The 21291-nt window shown below is 62.6% G+C and carries 22 protein-coding genes; 7 read left to right on the forward strand and 15 right to left on the reverse strand.

All coding sequences use genetic code 11. The features are described 5' to 3' along the window. Position 1: 1 nt before the first annotated feature. The gene (locus ACQPZ2_RS00930; RefSeq protein ID WP_433523863.1) at positions 2-322 is read right to left on the reverse strand and encodes a hypothetical protein; all 321 of its coding nucleotides are present in this window, start codon (positions 320-322) and stop codon (positions 2-4) included. A 197-nt stretch (positions 323-519) separates the two neighbouring features. Between ACQPZ2_RS00930 and ACQPZ2_RS00935 the strand changes: the two genes are divergently transcribed. Both ACQPZ2_RS00935 and ACQPZ2_RS00940 read left to right on the forward strand, forming a co-directional pair. Beyond that, on the forward strand, positions 520-2283 hold the full coding sequence (locus ACQPZ2_RS00935; protein ID WP_433523864.1) for a hypothetical protein: 1764 nt from the start codon (positions 520-522) through the stop codon (positions 2281-2283). Beyond that, entirely contained in the window at positions 2280-3041 is a 762-nt protein-coding gene (locus ACQPZ2_RS00940; RefSeq protein ID WP_433523865.1) for an ESX secretion-associated protein EspG, read from the forward strand. Before ACQPZ2_RS00935 ends, ACQPZ2_RS00940 begins: the two co-directional genes overlap by 4 nt. Positions 3042-3048: 7 nt before the next feature. Here the strand turns inward: ACQPZ2_RS00940 and ACQPZ2_RS00945 are convergent, their stop codons facing one another. The 5 genes from ACQPZ2_RS00945 to ACQPZ2_RS00965 form a co-directional block, all read right to left on the reverse strand. Then, complete coding sequence (locus ACQPZ2_RS00945) at positions 3049-3522, reverse strand: DUF4254 domain-containing protein (protein WP_433523866.1); 474 nt, start codon at positions 3520-3522, stop codon at positions 3049-3051. Positions 3523-4469: 947 nt separating this feature from the next. Beyond that, positions 4470-4901, reverse strand: a complete 432-nt coding sequence (locus tag ACQPZ2_RS00950; RefSeq protein ID WP_433523867.1) for a DUF4254 domain-containing protein — start codon at positions 4899-4901, stop codon at positions 4470-4472. Continuing rightward, positions 4898-5383: a DUF4254 domain-containing protein gene (locus ACQPZ2_RS00955; protein ID WP_433523868.1), complete on the reverse strand. Its 486-nt coding sequence runs from the start codon at positions 5381-5383 to the stop codon at positions 4898-4900. The genes ACQPZ2_RS00950 and ACQPZ2_RS00955 overlap by 4 nt, the downstream gene beginning before the upstream one ends. Positions 5384-5387: 4 nt before the next feature. Next, complete coding sequence (locus ACQPZ2_RS00960; RefSeq protein WP_433523869.1) at positions 5388-5855, reverse strand: hypothetical protein; 468 nt, start codon at positions 5853-5855, stop codon at positions 5388-5390. A gap of 166 nt (positions 5856-6021) precedes the next feature. After that, entirely contained in the window at positions 6022-6291 is a 270-nt protein-coding gene (locus ACQPZ2_RS00965) for a hypothetical protein (protein ID WP_433523870.1), read from the reverse strand. Between the two features lie 192 nt (positions 6292-6483). On the opposite strand from ACQPZ2_RS00965, the gene ACQPZ2_RS00970 reads away from it, so the two are divergent. From ACQPZ2_RS00970 to ACQPZ2_RS00985, 4 genes are all read left to right on the forward strand, one after another. Next, positions 6484-7353: a DUF5753 domain-containing protein gene (locus ACQPZ2_RS00970; protein WP_433523871.1), complete on the forward strand. Its 870-nt coding sequence runs from the start codon at positions 6484-6486 to the stop codon at positions 7351-7353. 4 nt (positions 7354-7357) lie between these two features. After that, positions 7358-7699, forward strand: coding sequence for a DUF397 domain-containing protein (locus ACQPZ2_RS00975; RefSeq protein ID WP_433523872.1), 342 nt, complete (start codon positions 7358-7360; stop codon positions 7697-7699). Positions 7700-8045: 346 nt separating this feature from the next. After that, on the forward strand, positions 8046-8666 hold the full coding sequence (locus ACQPZ2_RS00980; RefSeq protein WP_433523873.1) for a hypothetical protein: 621 nt from the start codon (positions 8046-8048) through the stop codon (positions 8664-8666). 508 nt (positions 8667-9174) lie between these two features. Beyond that, complete coding sequence (locus ACQPZ2_RS00985; protein WP_433523874.1) at positions 9175-12000, forward strand: GmrSD restriction endonuclease domain-containing protein; 2826 nt, start codon at positions 9175-9177, stop codon at positions 11998-12000. A 92-nt stretch (positions 12001-12092) separates the two neighbouring features. On the opposite strand, the gene ACQPZ2_RS00990 is transcribed toward ACQPZ2_RS00985, so the two are convergent. The 9 genes from ACQPZ2_RS00990 to ACQPZ2_RS01030 all read right to left on the reverse strand — a co-directional run bounded on the left by ACQPZ2_RS00990 (position 12093) and on the right by ACQPZ2_RS01030 (position 20064). Continuing rightward, positions 12093-14465, reverse strand: a complete 2373-nt coding sequence (locus tag ACQPZ2_RS00990) for a DEAD/DEAH box helicase (RefSeq protein ID WP_433523875.1) — start codon at positions 14463-14465, stop codon at positions 12093-12095. Between the two features lie 307 nt (positions 14466-14772). After that, positions 14773-15135 carry a hypothetical protein gene (locus tag ACQPZ2_RS00995; protein ID WP_433523876.1) on the reverse strand — a complete coding sequence of 121 codons (363 nt, stop codon included), beginning with the start codon at positions 15133-15135 and terminating at the stop codon, positions 14773-14775. Position 15136: 1 nt separating this feature from the next. Continuing rightward, the gene (locus ACQPZ2_RS01000) at positions 15137-16363 is read right to left on the reverse strand and encodes a DNA sulfur modification protein DndB (RefSeq protein WP_433523877.1); all 1227 of its coding nucleotides are present in this window, start codon (positions 16361-16363) and stop codon (positions 15137-15139) included. Positions 16364-16473: 110 nt separating this feature from the next. Further along, positions 16474-17127, reverse strand: a complete 654-nt coding sequence (locus ACQPZ2_RS01005) for a DUF4352 domain-containing protein (RefSeq protein ID WP_433523878.1) — start codon at positions 17125-17127, stop codon at positions 16474-16476. An 81-nt stretch (positions 17128-17208) separates the two neighbouring features. Continuing rightward, on the reverse strand, positions 17209-17532 hold the full coding sequence (locus tag ACQPZ2_RS01010) for a hypothetical protein (protein ID WP_433523879.1): 324 nt from the start codon (positions 17530-17532) through the stop codon (positions 17209-17211). A 142-nt stretch (positions 17533-17674) separates the two neighbouring features. Further along, the gene (locus tag ACQPZ2_RS01015) at positions 17675-18337 is read right to left on the reverse strand and encodes a hypothetical protein (protein WP_433523880.1); all 663 of its coding nucleotides are present in this window, start codon (positions 18335-18337) and stop codon (positions 17675-17677) included. A 31-nt stretch (positions 18338-18368) separates the two neighbouring features. Next, entirely contained in the window at positions 18369-18950 is a 582-nt protein-coding gene (locus tag ACQPZ2_RS01020; RefSeq protein ID WP_433523881.1) for a hypothetical protein, read from the reverse strand. After that, positions 18947-19531 carry a 3'-5' exonuclease gene (locus ACQPZ2_RS01025; RefSeq protein WP_433523882.1) on the reverse strand — a complete coding sequence of 195 codons (585 nt, stop codon included), beginning with the start codon at positions 19529-19531 and terminating at the stop codon, positions 18947-18949. Before ACQPZ2_RS01025 ends, ACQPZ2_RS01020 begins: the two co-directional genes overlap by 4 nt. Then, entirely contained in the window at positions 19528-20064 is a 537-nt protein-coding gene (locus tag ACQPZ2_RS01030) for a hypothetical protein (RefSeq protein WP_433523883.1), read from the reverse strand. The genes ACQPZ2_RS01025 and ACQPZ2_RS01030 overlap by 4 nt, the downstream gene beginning before the upstream one ends. A 973-nt stretch (positions 20065-21037) precedes the next feature. Here ACQPZ2_RS01030 and ACQPZ2_RS01035 point away from each other — a divergent pair. Continuing rightward, a complete protein-coding gene (locus tag ACQPZ2_RS01035; RefSeq protein ID WP_433523884.1) occupies positions 21038-21229 on the forward strand; it encodes a hypothetical protein in 192 nt (63 codons plus the stop codon). The last annotated feature ends 62 nt before the right edge of the window (positions 21230-21291 follow it).

Raw genomic sequence — 21291 nt, forward strand, 5'->3', positions numbered from 1 at the left:
CTTACGGGTTCCAGTCGCCGGTGGCTTGGCGGTAGATGTCCATGATCTGGTCGGCATGGTTGTCGTCGGTGTTCTTGTATTCGCGGGCGACGTTGGCCATGACATCGCCGGTTTCGCCGAGCCGTTCTTTCACGGTGGGCAGCAACGTGTGCATGAGCAGGTCGGTGGTGATCTGTTCACCCACGGTGACCGACACCAGGACCGGGCTCGTGTGGGGGCCGATGGGTCGCTTCGGCCGTACTTTCGCGGCCTCGTCGGCGAGGTTGTGCAGTCGGGTTGCGAGCTGCTCGAGGATTTCCAGATCGGCTTTCAACGTTCCCATATGCTCCCCCGGGTGGTGGCGACTGGAACCAACTCACGACCAGGCCACACTAACACCCGCGCCAGCACCTGTTGATGCCGAGAACGTCGAGCCCAGTACGGATTTCGGCTGATGCCTCGGGCGTGATGTGTGGCGGTGCATGTTAGGCTGGCTCGCCTCAGACATAGGCTTCGGGGGCTCATCCAGGGGGAACCACAATGAGCGATAGCGACAAGCCCGCGCAAGCGATTCCCGGCATTCAGGATCTGCTGGATCAGCGCGATACCCAGGCTGCTGTGCAGAAGGCCGCGGACGCTCAGACCAGGACCGGGCGCGCGGACACCGAGCTGGGTGATCTCGGTGCGGGTACCGACCCGGATTTCGTGCGCACCGAAGAGCACTTCGAAGGGATGACCCTCGAGGCCATGTACGCCGCAGTCCATGGCGGTGCCGACGGCGGCGGCATGGACGCAGCGGGTTTGAAAACCCTGCGGCAGACCTTGTTCGATTGCTATTCGGAGTTGGCGAACGCCTCGACGTTCAACCTGATGGGGATGAATCGGATCTTCGGCAACGGGCTGTGGCAGGGTGCCAGCGGTTCGGCCGCGCAGACAGCGTCGGAGCAGTATTCGAAGGTCGCCAATCAGGTCGCGCGAGTATTCGAGTCTGTGAGTGGCCGACTGGACTCGCTGGCGTGGGCGGCCGAAGCCGTGCGGCTGGCGGTGCCCGCGCCCCCGACAACGGTGACGGCCGGTGCGGATCCTGACAACACCCAGCAGTCCGTGCTGCCGGGGCTGGTCAACCCCAGCTACTCCGACCAGCTCGACGACACGAGAGAAGAAGCACGCCAGGCCGCTATCCGCGCTCTGAACAGCGTGTACAAGGGCAACTTCCCGCCAGCCGGTGCGGGCGTGCCGACCTATCTCGTCGTGCCCGAAGTCGGCGGCGCCCAAGGGCCGGGTGTGGGCAATGGTTCCAACACCGATGGCTCCGGTGCCAACGCGCCGAGCACGACCGGTACCGGGGCAGAGGACTCTGGTTCCCAGCAGCAGAATCAGACAACGCCAAGTGCCGCGGCGCCGTCCAGCTCCACCCCGACCACGACAGCGCCAGCGAGCACCAGCACCACAGGCACTGCGAGTAGCCCGAGTACAGCCACCACCCCCACCGGCCTCGGAAATGGCCCGACGTCGACGGGCACGGGACCGGGATCGGGCATTCCCACCGATGCCGGGCACGGCACGAACCGCAACACCGCCGGCGGGCCCGGGAGCGTTTCCCGCCCGGGCGGGCCCGGTAGCTCGGTTCCGGGGGTACCCGGTGTGGCAGCACCCGCGGCGGGAGCAACGCGAGCCGGGGCCACCGCGTCTGCCCGTTCCGGTATCGGCTCGGCCGGGGCACCCGGTGCCGCAGGGCGGCGCAAAGACGGTGAAGACGACGCCGAGCACCACTCGCCGGACTACTTGCGTGGTGTCGCGTCGGATTGGACCGAGGGTCTCGACACGCCGGTCGAGGTGATCGGGGATGACTTCGTTGCCGATAGCGATCCGCTGTTCACCGCCGAGCCGACGTGGACACCGCCTGCACGTGCGTATGACTTCAGCCCGCCATCCGCGGCGTCCGACGTGGCGCCGACCGGAATCGAACCTGCCGAGGTCCGAACAGAGCCCGCGCTTTCGACGCGAAACACTCCCGGTGGATCGCAAGCGGAGGTCGCCCCCGGCACCACGGCGGCACCGCCGCAGACCGGGCCCACACCGGAGGCCGATGACAACGCTATCGCGGCGGATCCAGGAGATACGGCGAGTGGGGCGAAATCCGCCGGATTCTCCGGCGCGGGGCCGTCGCTGGATGATCTTCTCTCCGAATACGGTTGGGACGTGGACACCACCTCGGACACCCCGATAGCAGGCGCGGACACCGCCGCGGGTGATCAGGCAACCGGGAAGTCCGAGACGTCGGGCTCAGGCGCCAACCAGTGAGAACACAGACGGTCTGGACCTTCACTCCGGACGAATTCGCCTGGGTGTGGGCTGAAACCGGACTCGACGAGTACCCGGACCCGATCAGGATCATCGAATCGGCCACCGCCCACGACGAATACACCCAACTTCTCGCCCAGATCAGCGCCCGCTATCCACGCCACGGCGACCCGGACCTCACCGGACCGCTGCGCGTCCTGGCCAACCCCGACATCCGGATCGTGTGCAAAGGCCGATCTCACAACTCGCACAAGCGAATCCGATCACTCGGCGCAGCTGTCGCCGACCTTGGCGTCATCTTGTTCCAAAAGCCAGGCGCAACAACGGATTTCGGTGGCGACATCAAACTGGTTGTCACCCACCGTCAGAATCTCGGCAAACACATCGCCGCCACCATGCCCCCCGCCCACGCCGGTGCCGCCGGGGCGATGGCTGGTTACACGCCACGCGTCCGGGGACAGCAGCCACCCAGTTCCTGGAAGAACACCTCCACCGGCGACCGGCCGGTCGAAGAACGTATCCGCACCCTGCTCCGGCTACCACGAAACGCCGAGGGACACCTACGCATCGAACGGTTTCTCAATGAACCGCGACCGCACCCGCCGTCGTATCTGAGTTGGATCGATGTCCACCAGGACCATCCTGCGGCGGGCCGCTACCTGATCACCGTCGACGACAACGACACCTTCGTCGTCCCGGCATCGGCGGAGGTTATCGCCGATGAGCTGTCTCGGCGCGCCGAGCTTGATCACCTGTGACGACGGTTCAGTTCGGTGGATCTGGCACGTCGGTCGGATCTTCTTCTGTCGTAGCAAATGAGAAGTCCGGCAATCGGCGGGTTCCAGCGGAGATCTCGAAACACAGATCGCTGTAGGCGACGGAAAGCTCGGCGAGACGACGCTGGGCATAGCGCAACTGCAGCCTCGGGATGCCCGGCTCCGATGCGACGCGGGCATCGACCGAGAACTCGGCGAGGCGATCGATCACCATGCCAACGGTCTCAGTGTGCAGGTACGCGGCGTCATAGGCTGGATGATTGGCCGATGTAACCCACTCATCGATCCTGCTCACCAGGCGAGCGCGTTCGCCGTCGATCGCACAGACATCGGCACTACCTTCCGAACGGGCTTCGTGCAGGCTGGCCAGCTCGTAGGCGGCATGCAGGACTGGATGCTCGATAGCTACAGAGCCCGCGCATGCTTGCAAGATCATGTCTTTGGAAGGCAGCGGCGTCCTCATGACCGCCTCGCCCAGTAGGTTGGCAGACCGAGATGATTGCAGGGACGATAACCTGTAAGTTGTTGGGGCTGAGCAGATTTGAGCCGGGATTTCTCGTCGTGGGTCATACGTCGCTCCGTTCTCGGCACGTCTTAGGCAGTTCGCGCTCGAATGTTGTTGGTCTAGACGTCATTTCTGGGCAGTCGCTGTGGCGGTGAGGCGGTGGTGCTCACGGCGTATGTCGGCGAGGAGTTGATCGAGCTCGCTGATCGCGCGCGGACTCGGCACCTCGGTCGTAGGTTGATGCGTCGGTTCGCTATCAGCAGTCGATCCAGGGGTATGGCGATGGCGGAGACCACTCGACATCGAGGGTCCGCAACGCCCGGCCGAGAACAAGACATCGTGGTGGGCAGGGGTGGTACATGCTCATTGCACCGAACGCATCGTCGGTCGCGAGTCCGCCTGGGCCGGTGAGGCAGTCGGCGAAGTTCGGCGGGCGGTCCGCTCCGGTGCTGCCGCGGTGTTCATGACGCTGCCCGCGCGGGTTCGACGCTGTCGTCGACAATGCGCCATCCGATCCACCGGCACGGGTGCGTGTCCCAGGTGAGATGCCATCCGATCCGGTGGTCGGCCGCAGGGACCGACCCGCACAGCACGGCCGGGCAGACGACCCGGTCCAACCGGCCCTCGGTGTCGAACTCTGCTTGCCCGCAATCGGCGTGGAGCTTCACCTCTCCGCAGGTCGCGATGTGCACCAGCGCGGTGTGGTGAGATACGCGGGTTTCGCAGTCGGCGGCTGGACGTGGGTGAGGGCGGAGCCAACGGTGCCAGTTCATGCACGCCCCCTTTCGTGTATCCAGTCGAGGACCCCGTGGTGAGCGTGTGGGTTATCGAACATGTGGGGTTCTCCTTGTTGGTCAGGTAGTTGGTCATTGGGTGGGAAAGGTGTTGGGGGACAGTCGTTGTCATCATGGGGTCGTGAGTTGGGGTAGGCGGCGGACCCCGCGCGCGAGGTCATCTGCCAAGTCCTGGTAAGCGCCGCCGAGCTCGTCGAGTTGTGCGCGGGCGTCGTCGAACAACCCGTCCGGGGCGGCGGCGAGCGCGATATAGGTTTGCACCGTCAGCTGGGCGATCTGGTCGATGACTTGACCCATCGTGTGGGTGTGGGTCTTCGCGGTCGGGAACGGAACCGGCGTCGCCTGCAGCACCCACTCATCGATGTCGCGCATCAACCTGGCGCGATGCCAGTCGATCTCCTCGACCGCGCACCATGGTGTGTGTTCCCGGGTCTGATGCAGGACAGCAAGCTCCCCGGCAGCGTCCAGCATCGGGTAATCGCTGATGATCGGGAACCCTCTGCACGCGGCCAGCAGCATGTCCTTGTCGGGAAGGCCGGTCACCAGCAATCCCCCAAAACTGGCAAGCGTCGGCACCGGTTCAGGACTTCGTTGGTCAGGTCGGTGTAGCCATCGGCCAACTCGGCTAGGCGATACCACGCCGTGTGCACCCGCAGGTCACTCGGATCGAGGGTCATCAATAGGTCGTAGGCGCGGACCTGGGCTTGGGTCATCCGGTCGATCACCGCCCCGATAGTCTCGGTGTGCAGGGGTGCGTTCGGATGCGGTACCGGAACACGCTCTGCCACCCAGAGGTTTATCTCCAGTGCGAGTTCGCGTCTACGGCAACCGATCTCGGCCGCTTGGTCTTGGTGAGCGAGCAGCTGTTCGTGTAGTCGTCCGAACTCCCGGGCACGCGGCGAGAGGGGATGATCCCCGACTGGGCGTCCCCGCATCGACAACAACAACTCGTCATCGCTCGGAAACGACAGGGCTTCGGCGATCACGGGTGGTCTTGCCGCAGGTCGGGTAAGCGTGGCAGCCATGGCGTCAGCACCGCCGCGCCGACGACAGCGCCCGGTCGTTGAGTACGTGCTGTGCGGCTTGGAGCACAAACGTCCGCGGCGGCACGGACCGCGCGCCTTCTCGTGGGGGTGATGCCCAATGCCAACCTGTGGGGGAGTCCGACATCGGCAGCCACACCCGACTGCCGATGGCCAGCATCCGTACGCCGTCCTGCCTGAGCACGGCCAGAGACCGTGCGCCCAGCCCTCGACCCCGGTTCGGCCCGACCACGAACACCCATTCACGTCCGGCTCTTGCGTGGGTGATGATCGGCACCGTCGCGGTATCGCCGAGCCACTGGCGCGCAGCTCGACCCAACTCCGGAGGCATCACTACCGCACCGAGGCTGGCTGTCGTAACGAACGATGCCCGGTTGAACGTGAGTTCGACCGGAAAGCCAAGGGCGCTGTACCGATACGCCACCTCGCGCGGCCCGTGGCACCTCTCGAACATCACCGGCCGCCTTTTGTGTGGCGGCCATCCCCGTGCCCGCGCCCGGCAAGGGGTATCCGTGACGGGATCGGCTCCCATGCTTGCTCCGCAGCATCACGGCGTCCGTGTGCCGCACTTGCGCTGAAATCAGCGATCCACGAACCCCGATGCAACGCCTGACCATGCTTCATCGCGGCGACCTCTGGAATGGGTGCGAATGATGGGGCTGCGCCGCCTGACGAGCTGACCAGCTGCACGGCATTGTTGCCATGCCCGCCAACTCCAATGCGGTCAATCCCAGAGTTGCCGCGTGCATCTGAAGTGCGATCAGCTCTTCCGCTGCTTGAAGCGCTGCTGCCGCCCGCTCGGTAGTGAGCGTTCGCCCGGCGAGAAAGCTCACCACCCAGTCGCCATTGCCCACGTTGCGCGCCTGATGCTCGGTCTTGTCGCTGCTCATTAAATGGCCGACTACGTGTACTGCCATCGTTCCCCGATCCCTCCGAACCGTGTCGAAGTGAGCTTTGAACTGTGTTGTGTAGTACACAGTACGATACGTCACTGAATTTCAGTATTCAATACAAATGCGGAGGTTCAAGTGGCCTTCAGTCCTGTACCGTGGGGCGACCTCACCGGAAGGGAAGGAAACGCGATGGCCCGCACGTCATCCGTGGTTGCTGGCTGGGAGCTGATGATCCGCATCAAGCAACAGATTGCTGATCGCGGCATCAAAGCCAGCGCGATCCAACGCGCCCTAGACATCGGCGCCACCTACTGGTCTCAGCTTGTCAACTTCAAGGGTTTACTGACCGAAGAGAAGCTGAAGATTCTCATGCAGCTTCTCGAGTTCGAGCCCGACGAACAGCAGGAACTGCTCAATCTCCGAGCGGTTGCGAAGACGCGCGGCTGGTGGAACGAGTACTCGGCGCTCTTCGACGACGAATTACTGCGCTTCTATGGCATGGAAGACGGAGCTCAGAGCATTCGCAGCTTCGAGAACGGTGTCGTTCCCGGCCTGTTGCAAACGGAGGACTACATCCGTGTCCTCATGAAATCCAGCGTGGTTACTGGTCGTCCGACCGAGGTCGAACAACGTGTACACGCTCGCATTGGACGACAGCGGCGCCTTCAGGATCCCGATCGAGTCCAGCTGAACGTAGTGATGGGCGAGGCTGCACTGGCCTATGTGGTTGGCGACCCACGCGAGGTACACGCGCCCCAGTTGCGGCATCTTCAACACCTGATCGAGGCCTTGCCGGACACCCTGGATCTGCGAATCATCCCGTTCGCGACTGGAGGGGGCATCGCCAGCCTTAACGCAGCCACGTTCCACATCTTGGAGTTCGAGAGCTCCCGGCTACCGAAAGCGGGGTGGCTCGAAACCGCCATCTACGGCGAAGTCGCCACGGACCCCCGACGAGTCGACGCATTGGACTACCTTCACAACCAATTGCTGGCTATGGCCCTCAGCCGCGAGGAATCGCTACAACTTATCGACCGAACTGCACGCCAGATAGGGTAAGTAGGTGAGCACAGATTTCTTCAAATCCACATTCAGCGGCGGCGACAAGACATGTGTCGAGGTGGCCTTCCGAAGCGAACATGTGCTCATACGTGACAGCAAGTACCCAGACAGCAGCTCGCCGATCATCACCGTCCCGGTAGAGCAGTGGCCCGCCGTCCTCGACCTGGCAGTCAGCTTGTCGACAGGGACAGTCGCCGGCAACGTGGCCATCACAGCTCACGATGACGGTACTGCTGTGGTCAGTGATCACGGAGTCGCTCTGACCTACACCGCGGAAGAGTGGGAAGCCTTCACTAAGGGCATTACGGCGGGCGAGTTTGACCTACCTGGCAAATCGAGCTAGCGCAGGTCACGTAGGTCTACATAATGATTCGCCACGGCATGGCCAGTTTGGCCATGGATTCCGCTTTCTCCACCTGCGGGTGGGAAGCTTCGCGAGTTGGGTTCTAGGCCAAAAGGATTTGGACTGCACAGCGCATGAAGGGGTGATCTTCCGTTCGAATGCGGTGTGCGCGTGTCTCCCGGCCTGGTCAGGCGGCCACCAACTGACATCAGTCTGCGGGTGTATCGCAACATAGACCTTGGGATGACGATGCCCGGTCGCTGTGTGCCTGCGACCGTCCTATTAGCGGTTGAACCGCTCATGAATCGTGTTACAGTGCAGTCTGTTTCGCCGCACCGGGGAGAATATGGCCGACATCAACAGCACTCCTGTCGAGGTCGTGCAGGCTGTCGACGCAGCTGGCCTGGGGCAGCTGATTGCCGCATTCCCGGAATCTTCCGACGCGACCGGCCCCGGGGTGACCGCATCCCTGATGCGGGCGTCGCACAAAGCGAGCAACGATGACCGCAACGGGGTGTTCGTCTACCAGAACGGCGTGATCTGGCAGCGTCGCCGCAAGAATAAGCACAGCATCGACGGCTGGGAAACCGAACGGCTGGATCAGTTCCGCTGGGCCGACATCGCGGATTTCACCCAATCATCACAGCGTACGGTCACGACCAGCGGATTCACCACAACCAACCACAGGTTCTGGTTCACCCTCCGCGACGGCCGGAGGTTCGACATCTCGCGGGACGGACAGCACAGCAGCAAAGCGGCCTGCTTCAGCGGTCTGGAACGCTTCGCCGCGACGGTCGACCCGCTGGTCACAGCGGCGCAGATCCCGCTCGCCGAGCAGGCGTTGCAACGCGGCGAGAAAGTCGGCTGCGGCATACTGTCCGTAGACGTCAACGGCGTGTACTGGGGACGCAATTTCCTGGCCTGGCCGGATCTCGAAGAAATGACATTCTCCAACGGTTCCGTGTAATCCGGAAACGAGGCAAGCGGGGGAAGTGGATCGCCGTGTCGACCTCCAGGGTCGCGAATCTCAGTCTCTTGCTTGCCATTACCCGCGCGCTCGGTGCTCGGCATGGTGCACGCTTACCCTGACGTCGACCCTGCACAGGCGATCACACCGCCGAACGCGTGACATGCGGTAGAGCCCCATCCTCGCGGTCATCAGCAAGCCCGACGTCGCCAGTTTCTATGGGCTCTTCTGGCTTCAACGAGGCCGCGAACATTCAGACTGGAGCGGTTGGATTCTCTAGATCGCGAATGACGACCGCGCTGTCGCCCAATTCCCGGTGGTCCGACGTGCCGCATCGAGAGATTTACCGACAGATGCCGAAGGTGAAGCGGCCCAACCGAAGGCGGAGGCCATGAGTGTCGTGTGCGTTTCTAACTGGAGGAATTTCGTGACCGCTGATCCCGGTTGCGCACCACCCGCATCCGGTAGGGTCTCGAGGCGAAGAATCGGGTGAGGGATCAGGGGTGAGATGAAGGCGTCGGAGACAACGTTCGCTGCACTGGTTCAGGGGGAGAAGCAGTTTCAGATCCCGTTGTATCAGCGCACCTATTCGTGGACGGACAAGCAGCTGGCGCAGCTGTGGAACGATATTTGCGAGCAGGCCGACTTGCTGGCAGATGGGGATCTGGGGACCACGCACTTCTGCGGTTCGGTGGTATTGGCGCCGTCGCCGTTGAATGATGCGAGCTTCGCGCGGTGGCTGGTGGTGGACGGCCAGCAGCGGTTGACGACATTGAGTTTGGCGCTGGCGGCGATTCGGGATCACCTGGCGGTGGCGGATCCGCGCCAGCGGGAGCGGATCGACGAGCAGTATCTGATCAATAAGTTCCAGGAAGGGGACGAGTTCTTCCGTCTGCTGCCGACGCAAGCTGACCGCGTCGCCTACGGCGAGCATGTCCGCAACACGCATGGCGGCAGCGGTGGGGATCGCGTCGGTGCGGCCTACCGGTACTTCCGTCAGGCTCTTGTCGCTGCGGAGGATCCTACGGACCCGCGTGACGTCTCGCGTATCGAGAAGGCGATTACCACGCGGCTGACATTGGTTCAGGTTGTCGCCGACAGGGATGACAACGTTCACCGAATCTTCGAGTCGCTCAACAACACTGGCTTGAAGCTCTCGCAGGCAGACTTGGTCCGCAACTATCTGTTCATGCGGCTCCCCAAGAGGGGCGAGTACGTCTATCAGACCTACTGGTTGCCGCTGCAGCGAAGTCTGAGCAATGAGCAGCTGGAACAGCTTATGTGGCTGCAGCTGGTGCTCGATGGCGGTGTGCGGGTTCGCCGCCAAGACATGTACTCGGCGCAACAGAAGCGATTGAGCACCAACGGTGAGACCGAAGCGGATATCGAGGCGTATGTTCGCGAGTTGCACCGCCGGGCACAGCAATTCCGACGCATTGTCGAGCCTGACCACGAACCCGACCTCGAGGTGCGCCGCTACCTGCGCCGGATCGACCAGTGGCAGGCGGCGACGACTCATCCGTTGCTGATGATGCTGCTGGACAAGCGTGAAACTGGCGCGATCACCTCGGTAGAGCTCGTTCGAGCCTTGTCCTACATCGAATCGTTCCTGATCCGCCGCATGATCTGCCAGCGGCCGACGCAGGGATTGAACCGGATTTTCCAGGAGCTGCCGGGCCAGCTTCCCGAAGGAATGTCGGTCGTCGACGGTTTGCGCCACGCCTTGTCCGGGCCTCGTCGGTACTGGTCGACCGACGCTGAACTGCGGGAGGCCATCGCCACGAAACCATTCTTTTGGCAAGGAAAGTGGGATCAGCGGCGATTGGTCCTGCAGCGGCTCGAGGAAAGCTATGAGCATCCCGAACCGGTCGACTTCACGAACGCCAAACTCACCATCGAACATGTGCTGCCGCAACAACCCGGATCGGAATGGCTCGAGGTGCTGGCCGCCGATGGTGAATCGCCTGAGGAGTTGCACGAGCGGCTGGTGCACACCTTGGGCAACCTGACGCTGACGGCCGAGAATTCGCGGTTGTCCAATCATCCGTTCCAACGCAAACAGGATCTGCTCGCGGGCAGCCACTTGGAGATGAACCGGCGCATCGCATCGACCCAGCGCTGGGGTGCGGCCGAGATCGCCTCACGTGCTGACGAACTCGCGGATCAGGCGATCAAACTGTGGCCCGCGCCGATCGCCAATGTCGACCGTGTCGAGAAGAGTCGGGACTGGAGCCTGCTCCGTCGCGCGCTGGCCGCTTTGCCGGTCGGGACCTGGACTACCTATGGCGATTTGGCAGCATTGGTCGGATCGAGCCCGATCGCAGTCGGCCAACAGATGACGCGACCTCACCTCAACGCGCATCGTGTACTGGACCATGGTGGCCGGGTAGCTGAAGGATTCCGTTGGCCGGAAGGGGACGACCGCGGTGACGTACTCGATGTCCTTCGTGCGGAGGGCATTACCGTGAGCGACAGTGGGATTGCCTCGCCCAGCCAGCGTGTGTCTGCCCGCGACCTCGCCGACCTGCTCGGCATGATCGACTTCGATGTCGCCGGGGCTGAAAGCGAAACTGCTTCGAGCGTCGGCGCTCGTCGCGATCGGTTCTTCTCCCAACTTGAGGAGAACAACTCGCAACCGGTCGCAGATACCGTTCGTGAACTACTGCGATTCTGGGAATCAAGTGGTGGTCACCTCGATTTCGGCACTGGTGTCAAATCCACCAGTTGTTTCCTTATGCTCGAGCGTGACTCCGCCGACCTGATCTGGCCGCTGGTCGTCTATCCGGGTAACGGTGGTTCCGGGAAGCTGGAAGTTGTGTTTCAGCACCTCGCTGCGCGTGATCCATTCACCGAAACCCGGCTACGTAACAGATTCCGTGTTCGCCTCAACAAATTGTCCGGCGTGGATATCCCGGTAGGCAAATTGGACCTGCGCCCAGGCTTTGCCCTTACCGCGATCACGGAGGCAGCTGATACCAAGCTTCTTCTCGACGCGCTTCTCTGGTTTCGGGATGTCGCACTGGAGCGTTCGCCTGAGATGGGCGGCGGACCGGTCGCACATCCGGGGCCGTGGGGCGGGATACCGGAATTCATGTCGGAAGCGGTGCTGGAACTATTGACGACACTGGCGCAGCGCGGAGTCGGCAAGCCCGAGTTCGGTGTCGAGCTGGGAACGCATCACTGGCCGGTTGGAGCAGTCTGGCTGGATCGCAAAGTGGTGCTGGTCGAAGGCGAGGACGCCGATCGAGCTGAGGGGCTCCAGGCTGATGGGTACCAGGTGTTCGGAGTCGAGGATGCGGAACCGAATCTGCTGGCGGCCTTAATCGGGGACTGATGTCCCGGAACCGGATGGCGAACAATCCGACGCGACGTTCCTTTTCATCGGTTGCACGGCAGGCGGTTTCGGAATCGGGGAACGGGCACCGATCAATCCCTGCACGACGAGCACACGCTGTGCACACCGGCGCGCGGACCGCCGGTGATCTCTTCCCGTGCTCGCAGACGCCCACACTTGCAGCGTTCCGCGTGTTCCCCCGTGCCCGGCACGCCTGCGATCGTACGCCGGAGTAGTTGACGGCGGACGCTGTCGGCCAGGGCGGGATGGTCGGTTCGCAGAATCGCGCTGGTGGACCGACCGAGGATCGGCCCGGCCGCCGACCACACTACCGAGTCGACCACCACACACGATTCTCGCAACGGACGGAGGGGATGCAGCATGGTGTGGTGGTGGCGCAGTGGCGTTTCGACCCGGGCTGTGCTGCTCGGATCGTCGGGCCTGTACCAGACCGCTATTTTCACGTCTTCCGCTGTGGCAAGAAGCGTTTCGACGATGCGATGGGTGAACGGTCCGTCGGTGGTGGCGGTGAAGATGTCGATGCTGCTGGTTGCTCGAGAAAGGTCGTCGAGTAGCCGGGCCAAATCGGATTCCGGTTCGGTTGCCCCCGAGCCAGAAGCGACCTGTCGCCAGCTTCGCGCCTCAGCATAATCATCCATATGCGTGAGGAACTCGCGCACGGGAGTGCGTGGCGGACAGTTCTGACGCAGGAAGCTCATATCTGCCAGCAGGATCGCTTGTTCGCGGGCACGACTCATCGCCACATTGAGCAGGCGCGCGCCCTCGCTGCCCACATGCGTTTCGGTGAACCAGCGGTGCGGTGTGAGTGAGCTGCCTGTGCTGTCGACTGCGTCGTAGACCACCACATCGGTTTCCCCGCCCTGGAATCGGTGCACCGTCGAGGCGAGAAGGCGAGGATCGTCGGCAGGGGCCAGAGCCTGCAACAAACTGGCCTGGGACGCGAAGGGGCTGATAAGACCAAGGCTTGCCGGTTCGGTGGCGCCACTGCCGGCTTGGGTGATCGCGTTCGCCGCGAGTTGTGCGTGCATTAGGTTGTAGCGGGACGAGCTGCCGCCTCGGCGAGCAACCGGAGCGACGAGCCCGGTGGTGTCGACGACAACGAGCTGCGATTGGTCGGCGGGTATCGTGCGTGCGGTTCGGCGGTGCACGCTGGGGGCGGTGCGAAGCCGCGCTTCCGGATAGAACGCCTCACCGATCGCGTTGCCGATCTGGCGCCGCATCCGATGCTGTTGATTGAGCGCCACGAGATTCGCGGGCGGTCGTCCGGCCTGTACGGCCTCGGCGATGCCTGATTTCTCGAATACGCTGAGGCCGAGCCATTCCCGAGCCTCGGGCGTCGTGGCCTGCACGATCGGTGGGAGCTGGCGGAAGTCGCCGGCGATCACCGTGTGTCCGTTGCCGGCTCCGGAGACGAGCATGGCCATCGCCGCGGTCACCATGCTGGCTTCGTCGATCACGACGGTGTCGAAGTGTTTGCGGTGCAGGTCACGCAGCAGTGCCTGATGCGTGGTGCAAGCGATCAGTCTGGCGTCGCGGATCACCTGGTCTCGCAAATCTTGAACCAGATTCTCCAGTCCGCGTCGGAACTCTGTCAGATCGGCGATTTTGCGTGCCAAGGCCTGCATCTCAACGGATTTCCCGTCCAAGGCGTGGGCACGCTCGCGCAACTCCGACAGCGATGTACGCACCTCGACCAAGCGACGCGCGGGTTCCGCTCCGGCAGCTGCGGAAATCTCGTCGAGCACGACGGGTGTGCGCAGACCGAGCAGTGCCGGCTCGTCGGTGACGCCGATCCGCGCCAACTCGCCGACGGCAAATCCGGGACGTCGTGACAGCAGTGCCTTCAACGCGACGTCTACGGCGGCATTGGTGGGTGCGGTCAACAGCACCGACTTTCCCGCGTCGAGCAGTTCACCGAGCAAGGCTGCCAGTGTCGTCGTCTTGCCTGTGCCGGGCGGCCCCCACAGCCAGGTGACTCGTGGTTGCAGCCCGTGCGCCACCGCACGTTGCTGACGTTCGTTCAGCCCCGCGACGGGATGTGGTGCGATCGGCGCCACCGTTTCGAGCAAGCCGCCAGGCCCGACTGCGCTCAGTGCGGCAGCGGTATGAAAGCCTGGCACGCCATTGCCCGCCAGTTCATTCAGGGCCGCCACCTGCCGGGAAACCAGCCACGACAGGTCGCATCGCAGCCGGGCGCGCTCTCGAAAGATGGTGTCGGCAGGCAGTTTCAGAGTGATTTCCGACCCGTATTGGGTCAGCACCTCGGCCTCGACCGCTTCGGTGCGGGGTTTCACCCCCTCTTCCGGGACGAGGGTGGCAATGAGTCCTTCGCGGACATTGTCGCCGCTCTGGATCTCGTAGCGCACGATCATCCGTGTCGGCGTTTCCTCGATGAGTTCGCCTGCCACCAGCGGGATTTCCTGTTGGGACCGATGGCTGGTCACCTCGCGGAGTTCATGGAGCAGAGCTGTCCGCGCCGTGGCCGCTACTGTGGGCCACTGCGGATCGACGGGGTATCGGGTGGGCTCGGATTCGTCGGACGGACGAATCACACTGTCGCGTAGGGCCTCGAGCTCGCGGGAACTGTCGATGCTCAGCGGCCGGTGTTGCTTTGCCCGCAGTCGTTGTGCCTCGCGTCGTTCCGGTCGTGGAGGCTCTGGTGCACCGATTGCCCCGGGAGCTAACCATTTCTTGGTCGAAGAATCGAAGTTTGCCAATCTGTATTCATTACAGAAAAGGAATAATTCGCTACTATCGATATGAAATCCTCGCTTTGCGAGCTCCGCGAGGAATTGATCCGTCGTCAAAGGGCCACTCGCGATAACCGATTGGATCGCTTGCTGTTTGCGAGCGGTTCGGGATATTGCCACGTGAACTCCAGAAAGCTAACTTCTCTTCGAGGATGCCGCGAAGGGTCCTTGCTGCGGGCATGTTCGGTTCGCTGACCCCGGTGAGGATGACGCGGAAGAACTCCATGCCTTTGGACCGAGGCATCGTGAGCACCTGAACGTATCTGGCCTGATCTGTCTCCGGCGCAAGTCGACTAAGGAGAATAGATTTGCCCGACGTCGAAGTGCTCAGCAGGGCGGCCATCGTGTCGTGCAGCAAATCCACGTCAAGGGGTTGCCGCTATGCGCCGTGGTCCTCGACGGACGGCCTCACTGCTGGTGAAGAGGGCGGGAAGCAAGCCGAGTTGGGCCTTGACGTTGTTTGCCGCTTCGCGGACCGGGCCGCGTTGGGTGGATACCTTGCCGTCCTTCGAGATGATGTTGTTCTGCCAGATCGTTGCGCTGCGCCTCCAGTCGATCTCGATGGCGAGGCGTTTGTACTGTTCGAGTCGCCAGCCGAGATCGGGGCTCTTGCGGATTTCGTAGGCGACGCGACCGATGACGACGAGCCCCGTCGCCGTCATGTTGACGTACTTTTGCCGGAAGTCCGTTACCTGGTTGGCCGGTCCGCCGCTGGTTGGCAGTTCGCAGATCTCACGCCACGGATCCATGTGCTCGGACATGGTTTCGATGAGAGTGATTGCATCCGTGACAAATTCGTCGCGGGCGGCCTTGGTTCCGAGGAGTTGCGCGCTCTGCCTGGCGACTGAATCCTCCGCGAGGGCGTAGTCGGAGAGGAGCAACTCCTTGACGAACTGTCGAACCTGGTTGAGCAGAAACACCGCCTGTGACGCCTTGGGCAGGGTCTTCGATGTCGCGTCGACCCGACCGCGGAACAATCGGGTCCCCTCGACGAGGTCGGCAAGAACACCGTTGACGGGCTCTCGCGTGTTGTATACCGCGAGCAGACTCGCCGGAATTTGCTTGGTCTGGGCGGCATCGGCGAAATCCTGATGGATTCGCTTGAGCTCGTCTTCGACGACGATGAGCACTGCGAGGCAGTCATCCTCGAATCCGGCCCCCAGGTCCACCAGCCCGGGAATCGCCGATCGACCTGAACCGTGGCCTTTGATTGCGGTGATGCGGTGCTGGCCGTCGGTGACATAGAAGCGGACATTGTCACCGATAACCATGAAGCCCAGGCGGTTCTTGAAGTTGCCGCGGGGGACATGAAGTGCGGGCAGCTGCCGTGCGTTCAGGGTGACCGGCGGGAGGATGTAGTCGGTAGGGTTCTCCCGCACGTAGTGGTTGATGTTCTTCACGTGATCGGTCATCAGCGGCCGATTCGTCGTGTTGGCGGGATCGCCTCCCCTGTCGACGGATTCGGAGACGACCTGGTGGGCGAGGAAAGAGTAGGGGAACGAAGTCGAGATCATCGTTCGATGCCCCTGTCGGAAAACAGTGCAGGGGAAGACCCGGGCACCCGCCGCTGCCGCATCGGCCGAGGCGGCCAAGAGGGCCTTATCGAGGCCGTCGTGTTCCATGAGTCCCATGTGATTATCGGTCATGATGAATTTCCTTGTCTTGCAGACATTTACAAATAGTTGACGTCCATGTTGGATCGCTATCGCAGCGAAACCGTTACGCCGCCGGAGAACATCGAATCGTGCAGAACGATGTGGTCAGGCTCGGCGTCGGCGGGCAGGTCGAAAGCGACCTGGGCGGTGATGCTGTTGCCGGGGTTGATGTCCGCGTACAGGCTGGTGTCGGCCTGCAGGTTGATCGCGGCGGTGCTGTCGTTCCCGAACTTGCGGTTCTGGGTGTCGAATACGTACTGGTCGCTGGGGGAGAAGCCGTACGGGACCTTCGAGGTATTGCGCACAGTGATGGACACGATGGTGTACGAACCCTGTGCTGTCTTCTGCAGGTACGGGTTGGTGCCGAGCGTTTTCATACCGGACTGGACATCGGTGACCACGAATTCGAACTTGCCGTCCCGCACCGGGGTGTTGAGGCCCGGTGCCGGTGGAACTGAAGTTGTCGCAGCGGGTTTCGCCTCACTGGTGTTGCCGGCGTTCGTCGGTGCGACCGCTGCCGGTGTGGGCTGTGCCTTCTTGGAGCCGGTGCCAGTGAGGGCGCCCGCTCCGCACAGCAGGATGATGCCGCCGACGATGAGCAGCAGGATCACGTCCGGGCTCAGTCTCGTTTTCGGCGGTGGTATCGGGCGTGGAGGAATGCCTTGGTAGTACGGGTAGTGCTGCGGGTTTTGATAGTTCATGCGTTTCCTCATCGTGCCGTCGGTCAGGCGATGAATGCAGTGGATTACCGGTCGGTCCGAGTGCCGGAGTTCCGTTCGCTGTCAGGCGGATTCGTAAACCCATGCGCAGCCGTCCACGGTGATAATGTCGCCGGCCTTCAACCGCACATCGGAGGGACCGTCGTAGGACTCGATGTCGGTCAGTTCCGAAGACTTCGCGCCCTTGTAGGGCAACCATTCGATGAAGCAAAAGCCGTAGTCGCCAGGCCTTGGTCCCTGCGTGTGGTACAGGCCTGGCTGCACATCCTCGCCGACGACCTGCATCCCTTCGTGGAGAGAGTTACGGGGAGCCGCGTGCGCGCTTCCGGTGGCGACAATTCCGGCGAGTCCGGCGCCGAGCAGTACTGCGATCAATTTGCGAATCATTGTCTTGTCCTCGAGATGAGCCAGACCGATACGGTCCAGGTCTGTCGGTTGTTGCGATGCCTCTTCGGGCAGGGGGCGATGCCATCGCGGACCATCCAGGTGTGGGTGGCGCGACTCCGATCGCACCGCCCACTACCGGTCACTACCAGCAGTATTGGTAGGCGCCCGTGCCGTGACATTCCTGCTGGTAGTCCCACTGGTCGGGGACATCGGAATTCGGAATGGCTGCGCCTGCAGCGCCGCCGACGGCCATACCACCGAGAACACCGACGAGCAGGCCGACTGGCAAGGTGATCGGGATAAGCAGACCCATGGTGGCGATGCCGATCACGATGCCCAGCAAGGCCCCGCCGAGACCGCCGATCGCCGCGCCGATACCCATGCCCGCCTCGATGCTGCGCTGGTGCGGTGACGTCTTTCGCCAGTAGCCGATGGGGTTCGCGGCAACATCGGCTACGAGTTTCGTTCCGTTGGCATCGACCTGGGGCGTGAGGGTGACCTCGTGGTCGCCCAATGGCAACTGCAGCGGGAGGCTGCTCACAACGGTGCCATCAGCGGCAATCACGTTGATCGTGTTCTCGGCGATATCGAAGGTGCCCCCGGTGAGTACAGCGGTGAGGGTCTTGCCGTCACGCCCACGGTCCATGTTGTAGGCGACACCGTGATCGGTGCCTTGTGTATTGCTGGGTAGCGCCTCCGCCGAGACGTCCGGCTGGGCGAGGGGCTGGGCATTGGAAGTCCCGCAGCTGATCCCGATGGCGGCGATGGTCAGTGCTGCGGTTGCGGCGAACTTCTTGATTCTCATTGTCTTGTTCCTCAGATTGTGATTCGTGGGTTCAGTGGGAGTTGGTGTCAGGCTCGGGCCAACGTGTGATGCGAGCCGGTATCGGCAATTCGTGCGACTGCGCATCCGCGATTAGTCGCAGCGCGAGCAATCGCGGTGCGGCCGTGCGGAGCTCGCGACCGGTGAGATACCAGCCGCCGGTGATGAGTGCGTCTGCGGCGGCCGGGGCGTGCACGGTGAAGCCGGTTACGGAGAAGCGCCCGTACGGATGTTGGTTGAAATTGGCTGCGATGATGTCGCCGTGTGCGATGTCGGCGACACACATCTCGTCCGCAATGTCATTGGGCCCGTCCTCGGCTGGCGCAAGCGCTAACAACTCCGGCAAGGGTTTTCGCGCGCGCCCGGTGGTGCCGAGGTGTTGACCGCCCACGAGCAGCCGGTCGGTCGCACAGGACCGAACGACCCGACCACGAACGATGAACAGGCCGTAAAAGGGAGACCGGATCGTCGCGGCCACGTGGTCGTCCGGTTCGAGCTCGTTGAGTGTGTCGGTTAGCGCTCGAAGGTTCCTGGTCCGGATCGTGGACAAGGATGCCAAGGTGGCCTCACGCAAAGGCGCTACCGGCTGGCTCATCGCTGCGCCTTTCCGAGCCGAGTGAGCCGTGTACCAGTGGCCTGCGCGAGCTCGGCTAGATCGTTCGCGCCCGCCAGCTTCGCCAACCGAACAGCGATGTCGGCGGCCGCCGCTGCGTCGGCGCCGGCATCATGGTGGTTTTTCAGCTCGACCCCGAGCGCCGCGGCGACTGTCTCGAGCTTGTACTTTGGCAGTGGCAGTTGCTGTTCGGCCCATATTCGAGTGCATCCGTATTGCCAGGTCGGCAGCGGGAGGAGGCTGTGCTCGCACGCCTGGCCGACCGCGTTCATGTCGAAGCGCGCATTGTGCGCCACCACTGGCAGGTCACCGATCGTCGCCAGGACCTCGGGCCACCGCTGCGCGAAGGTGGGCTGACCGGCCACCATCGCCGGCGTGATCTTGTGGATGCTTACGTTGACGGGTGCGAAGGTGTCGACTGGTGCGGGCGGTCGGCACAGCCACGAGTAGGTGGCGCCCCGCTTGCCGTTTCGGACGATCGAGATACCGATCGAGCAGATGCTGCCGTATTTGGGGTTGGCGGTTTCGACGTCGAATGCTGCGAACGACATGTTGCTGGTCATCGAACTTCTTTCAGGGGGAGTGGGCGCGCCGCATGCCCGCCGAGGGAGATGAGGTATGCACGTGACAGTCGCAGCGCCTCGAAGGCTGCCCAGGTATCGGACAGCTCGGCGATACCGCAGGCGAGAACCAGTGCGGGAGTGACAAGTTCGGTTGTCGCTTCGACGGTGCCCGATGTGGAGGCGGGATGATGAGCCGTCGGCCAGTCCGGCTGTACCAGTGAGTTCTTCACCGTGGCTTGGTATTCGACGAACTTCTTGTCGGCGGTGGCGATCTCGGTGCGCACCGATTGCACGGTGGCGTCGAGATCCACCAGCGCCGAACTGGTAATCCCCTGGGGGAGAACGATAGTGCTGCGACATTGAACTGCCGGGCGGTCGTGCACCAGACTCCGAATGTCCGTGATCCGACTGTTGTCGAGAACCCAGGCGCCGGATAGCCGGGACAGGCTGCGGTTCGGTCCGGTTTCGACGTGCCAGATGATCAATTGACCGTCCGCTTGATCGAGAATTACCAGAAGCGATGAAAGATCCACTGATCCAGTAATTTTCGGCAGCATTACGTTGTACTCCGATCTGATTCGGGAAGACAGCACGGCATCCGCTGCCGTGTGATGGGCGTGCGAGATCACGCCGAGGCGGGTGAGCTTTGGCTGGAAGGCGCGTCAGCGGAGCTACACGCTGTCGCGGATGATGATTACTTGCGTCGGACGATTCCTGGCTATTACCCGTTCTCCGCACGTGACAAGTGTCGGCAGATTCGATGTCGGTGGCTGGGGTTGCGCACAGCTAATGAGGTGAGCTGTCGTAGCGCTGGTTTATGAAGCCATCGACAATTACGGCGCATCCAATACAACAGGAGCAATTGGCGACGGCGGCTAAAATAACTGGTCGCGGCTGCGATTCGTTACTTTGTCAAATGAGCGCGGCCAATGGCATCGGTGCATAGATAGTGCATATCGATGCCGGTGCTTGTGCTTATGGCAATTTCAATGCCGGGTCAAGTGGATATGCACTCAGGCGTCCGCCCGGTAGTTGCGAAGTGTAATGGGTCCTGTTGTGCCCGTGACGCATTGGATTTCCCATCGCGATCACCGTGAAGGGTGACCCGGACGATCCGAGTAGATCAGAATGCCACAGCAGGGATGTGATTGCAACTGCGCTGCGATTGCGGATGTCTTATTGCGAGAAGGACTCTCGTGTCATCGCAGGCGGCTGCCAAGGGCTCGGGCCGGCTCGCATGTCCTTGATTTGCCAGCGCTTCGCCCCCGTGTCATGCTGTTTGGCTCGGATGGTCCGGGCTGCCATGCTTTCGGTGATCCAGTCCGAGGTTTTCATGCACTGTGCCGTGACCCTGTCATCCATGCCGACGTGGGCGTATGCGCGCAGATCGACGGCTGCATCCTGTGCAGCTCGTCGTAGGCAGGTGCTCGCTGTTGGTCCGATCACTTCGATCCGCGGCATAGGGTTTTCGAAGCAGCGCACCCCACATGCGGACCGGCGGTTCTCGTGTCCCACGGCCCCTACCGCCTGTCGTTCACGACAGGCGGGCTGCTGCGTGCGGAAGCAGTGGCGCTTGCCGAGATCGCCTGGTCGGCAAGCAATGCCAAAGCATCACGACGCAAGGCATTCGCCGACAACGGTTTTCAGCAACGAACATCGTCATCGACATCCCTCAACGCCGCCCCGAATGCAAGCTGAGCGCGTCCACTTTTTCGGAGAACCCCAGTCGGCGTCCCCCTGGACATTCGACCTGTTCCGCG

Origin of the sequence: Nocardia pseudovaccinii, assembly GCF_050942345.1 — a bacterium.
GTDB classification, from domain to species: Bacteria; Actinomycetota; Actinomycetes; order Mycobacteriales; family Mycobacteriaceae; genus Nocardia; species Nocardia pseudovaccinii.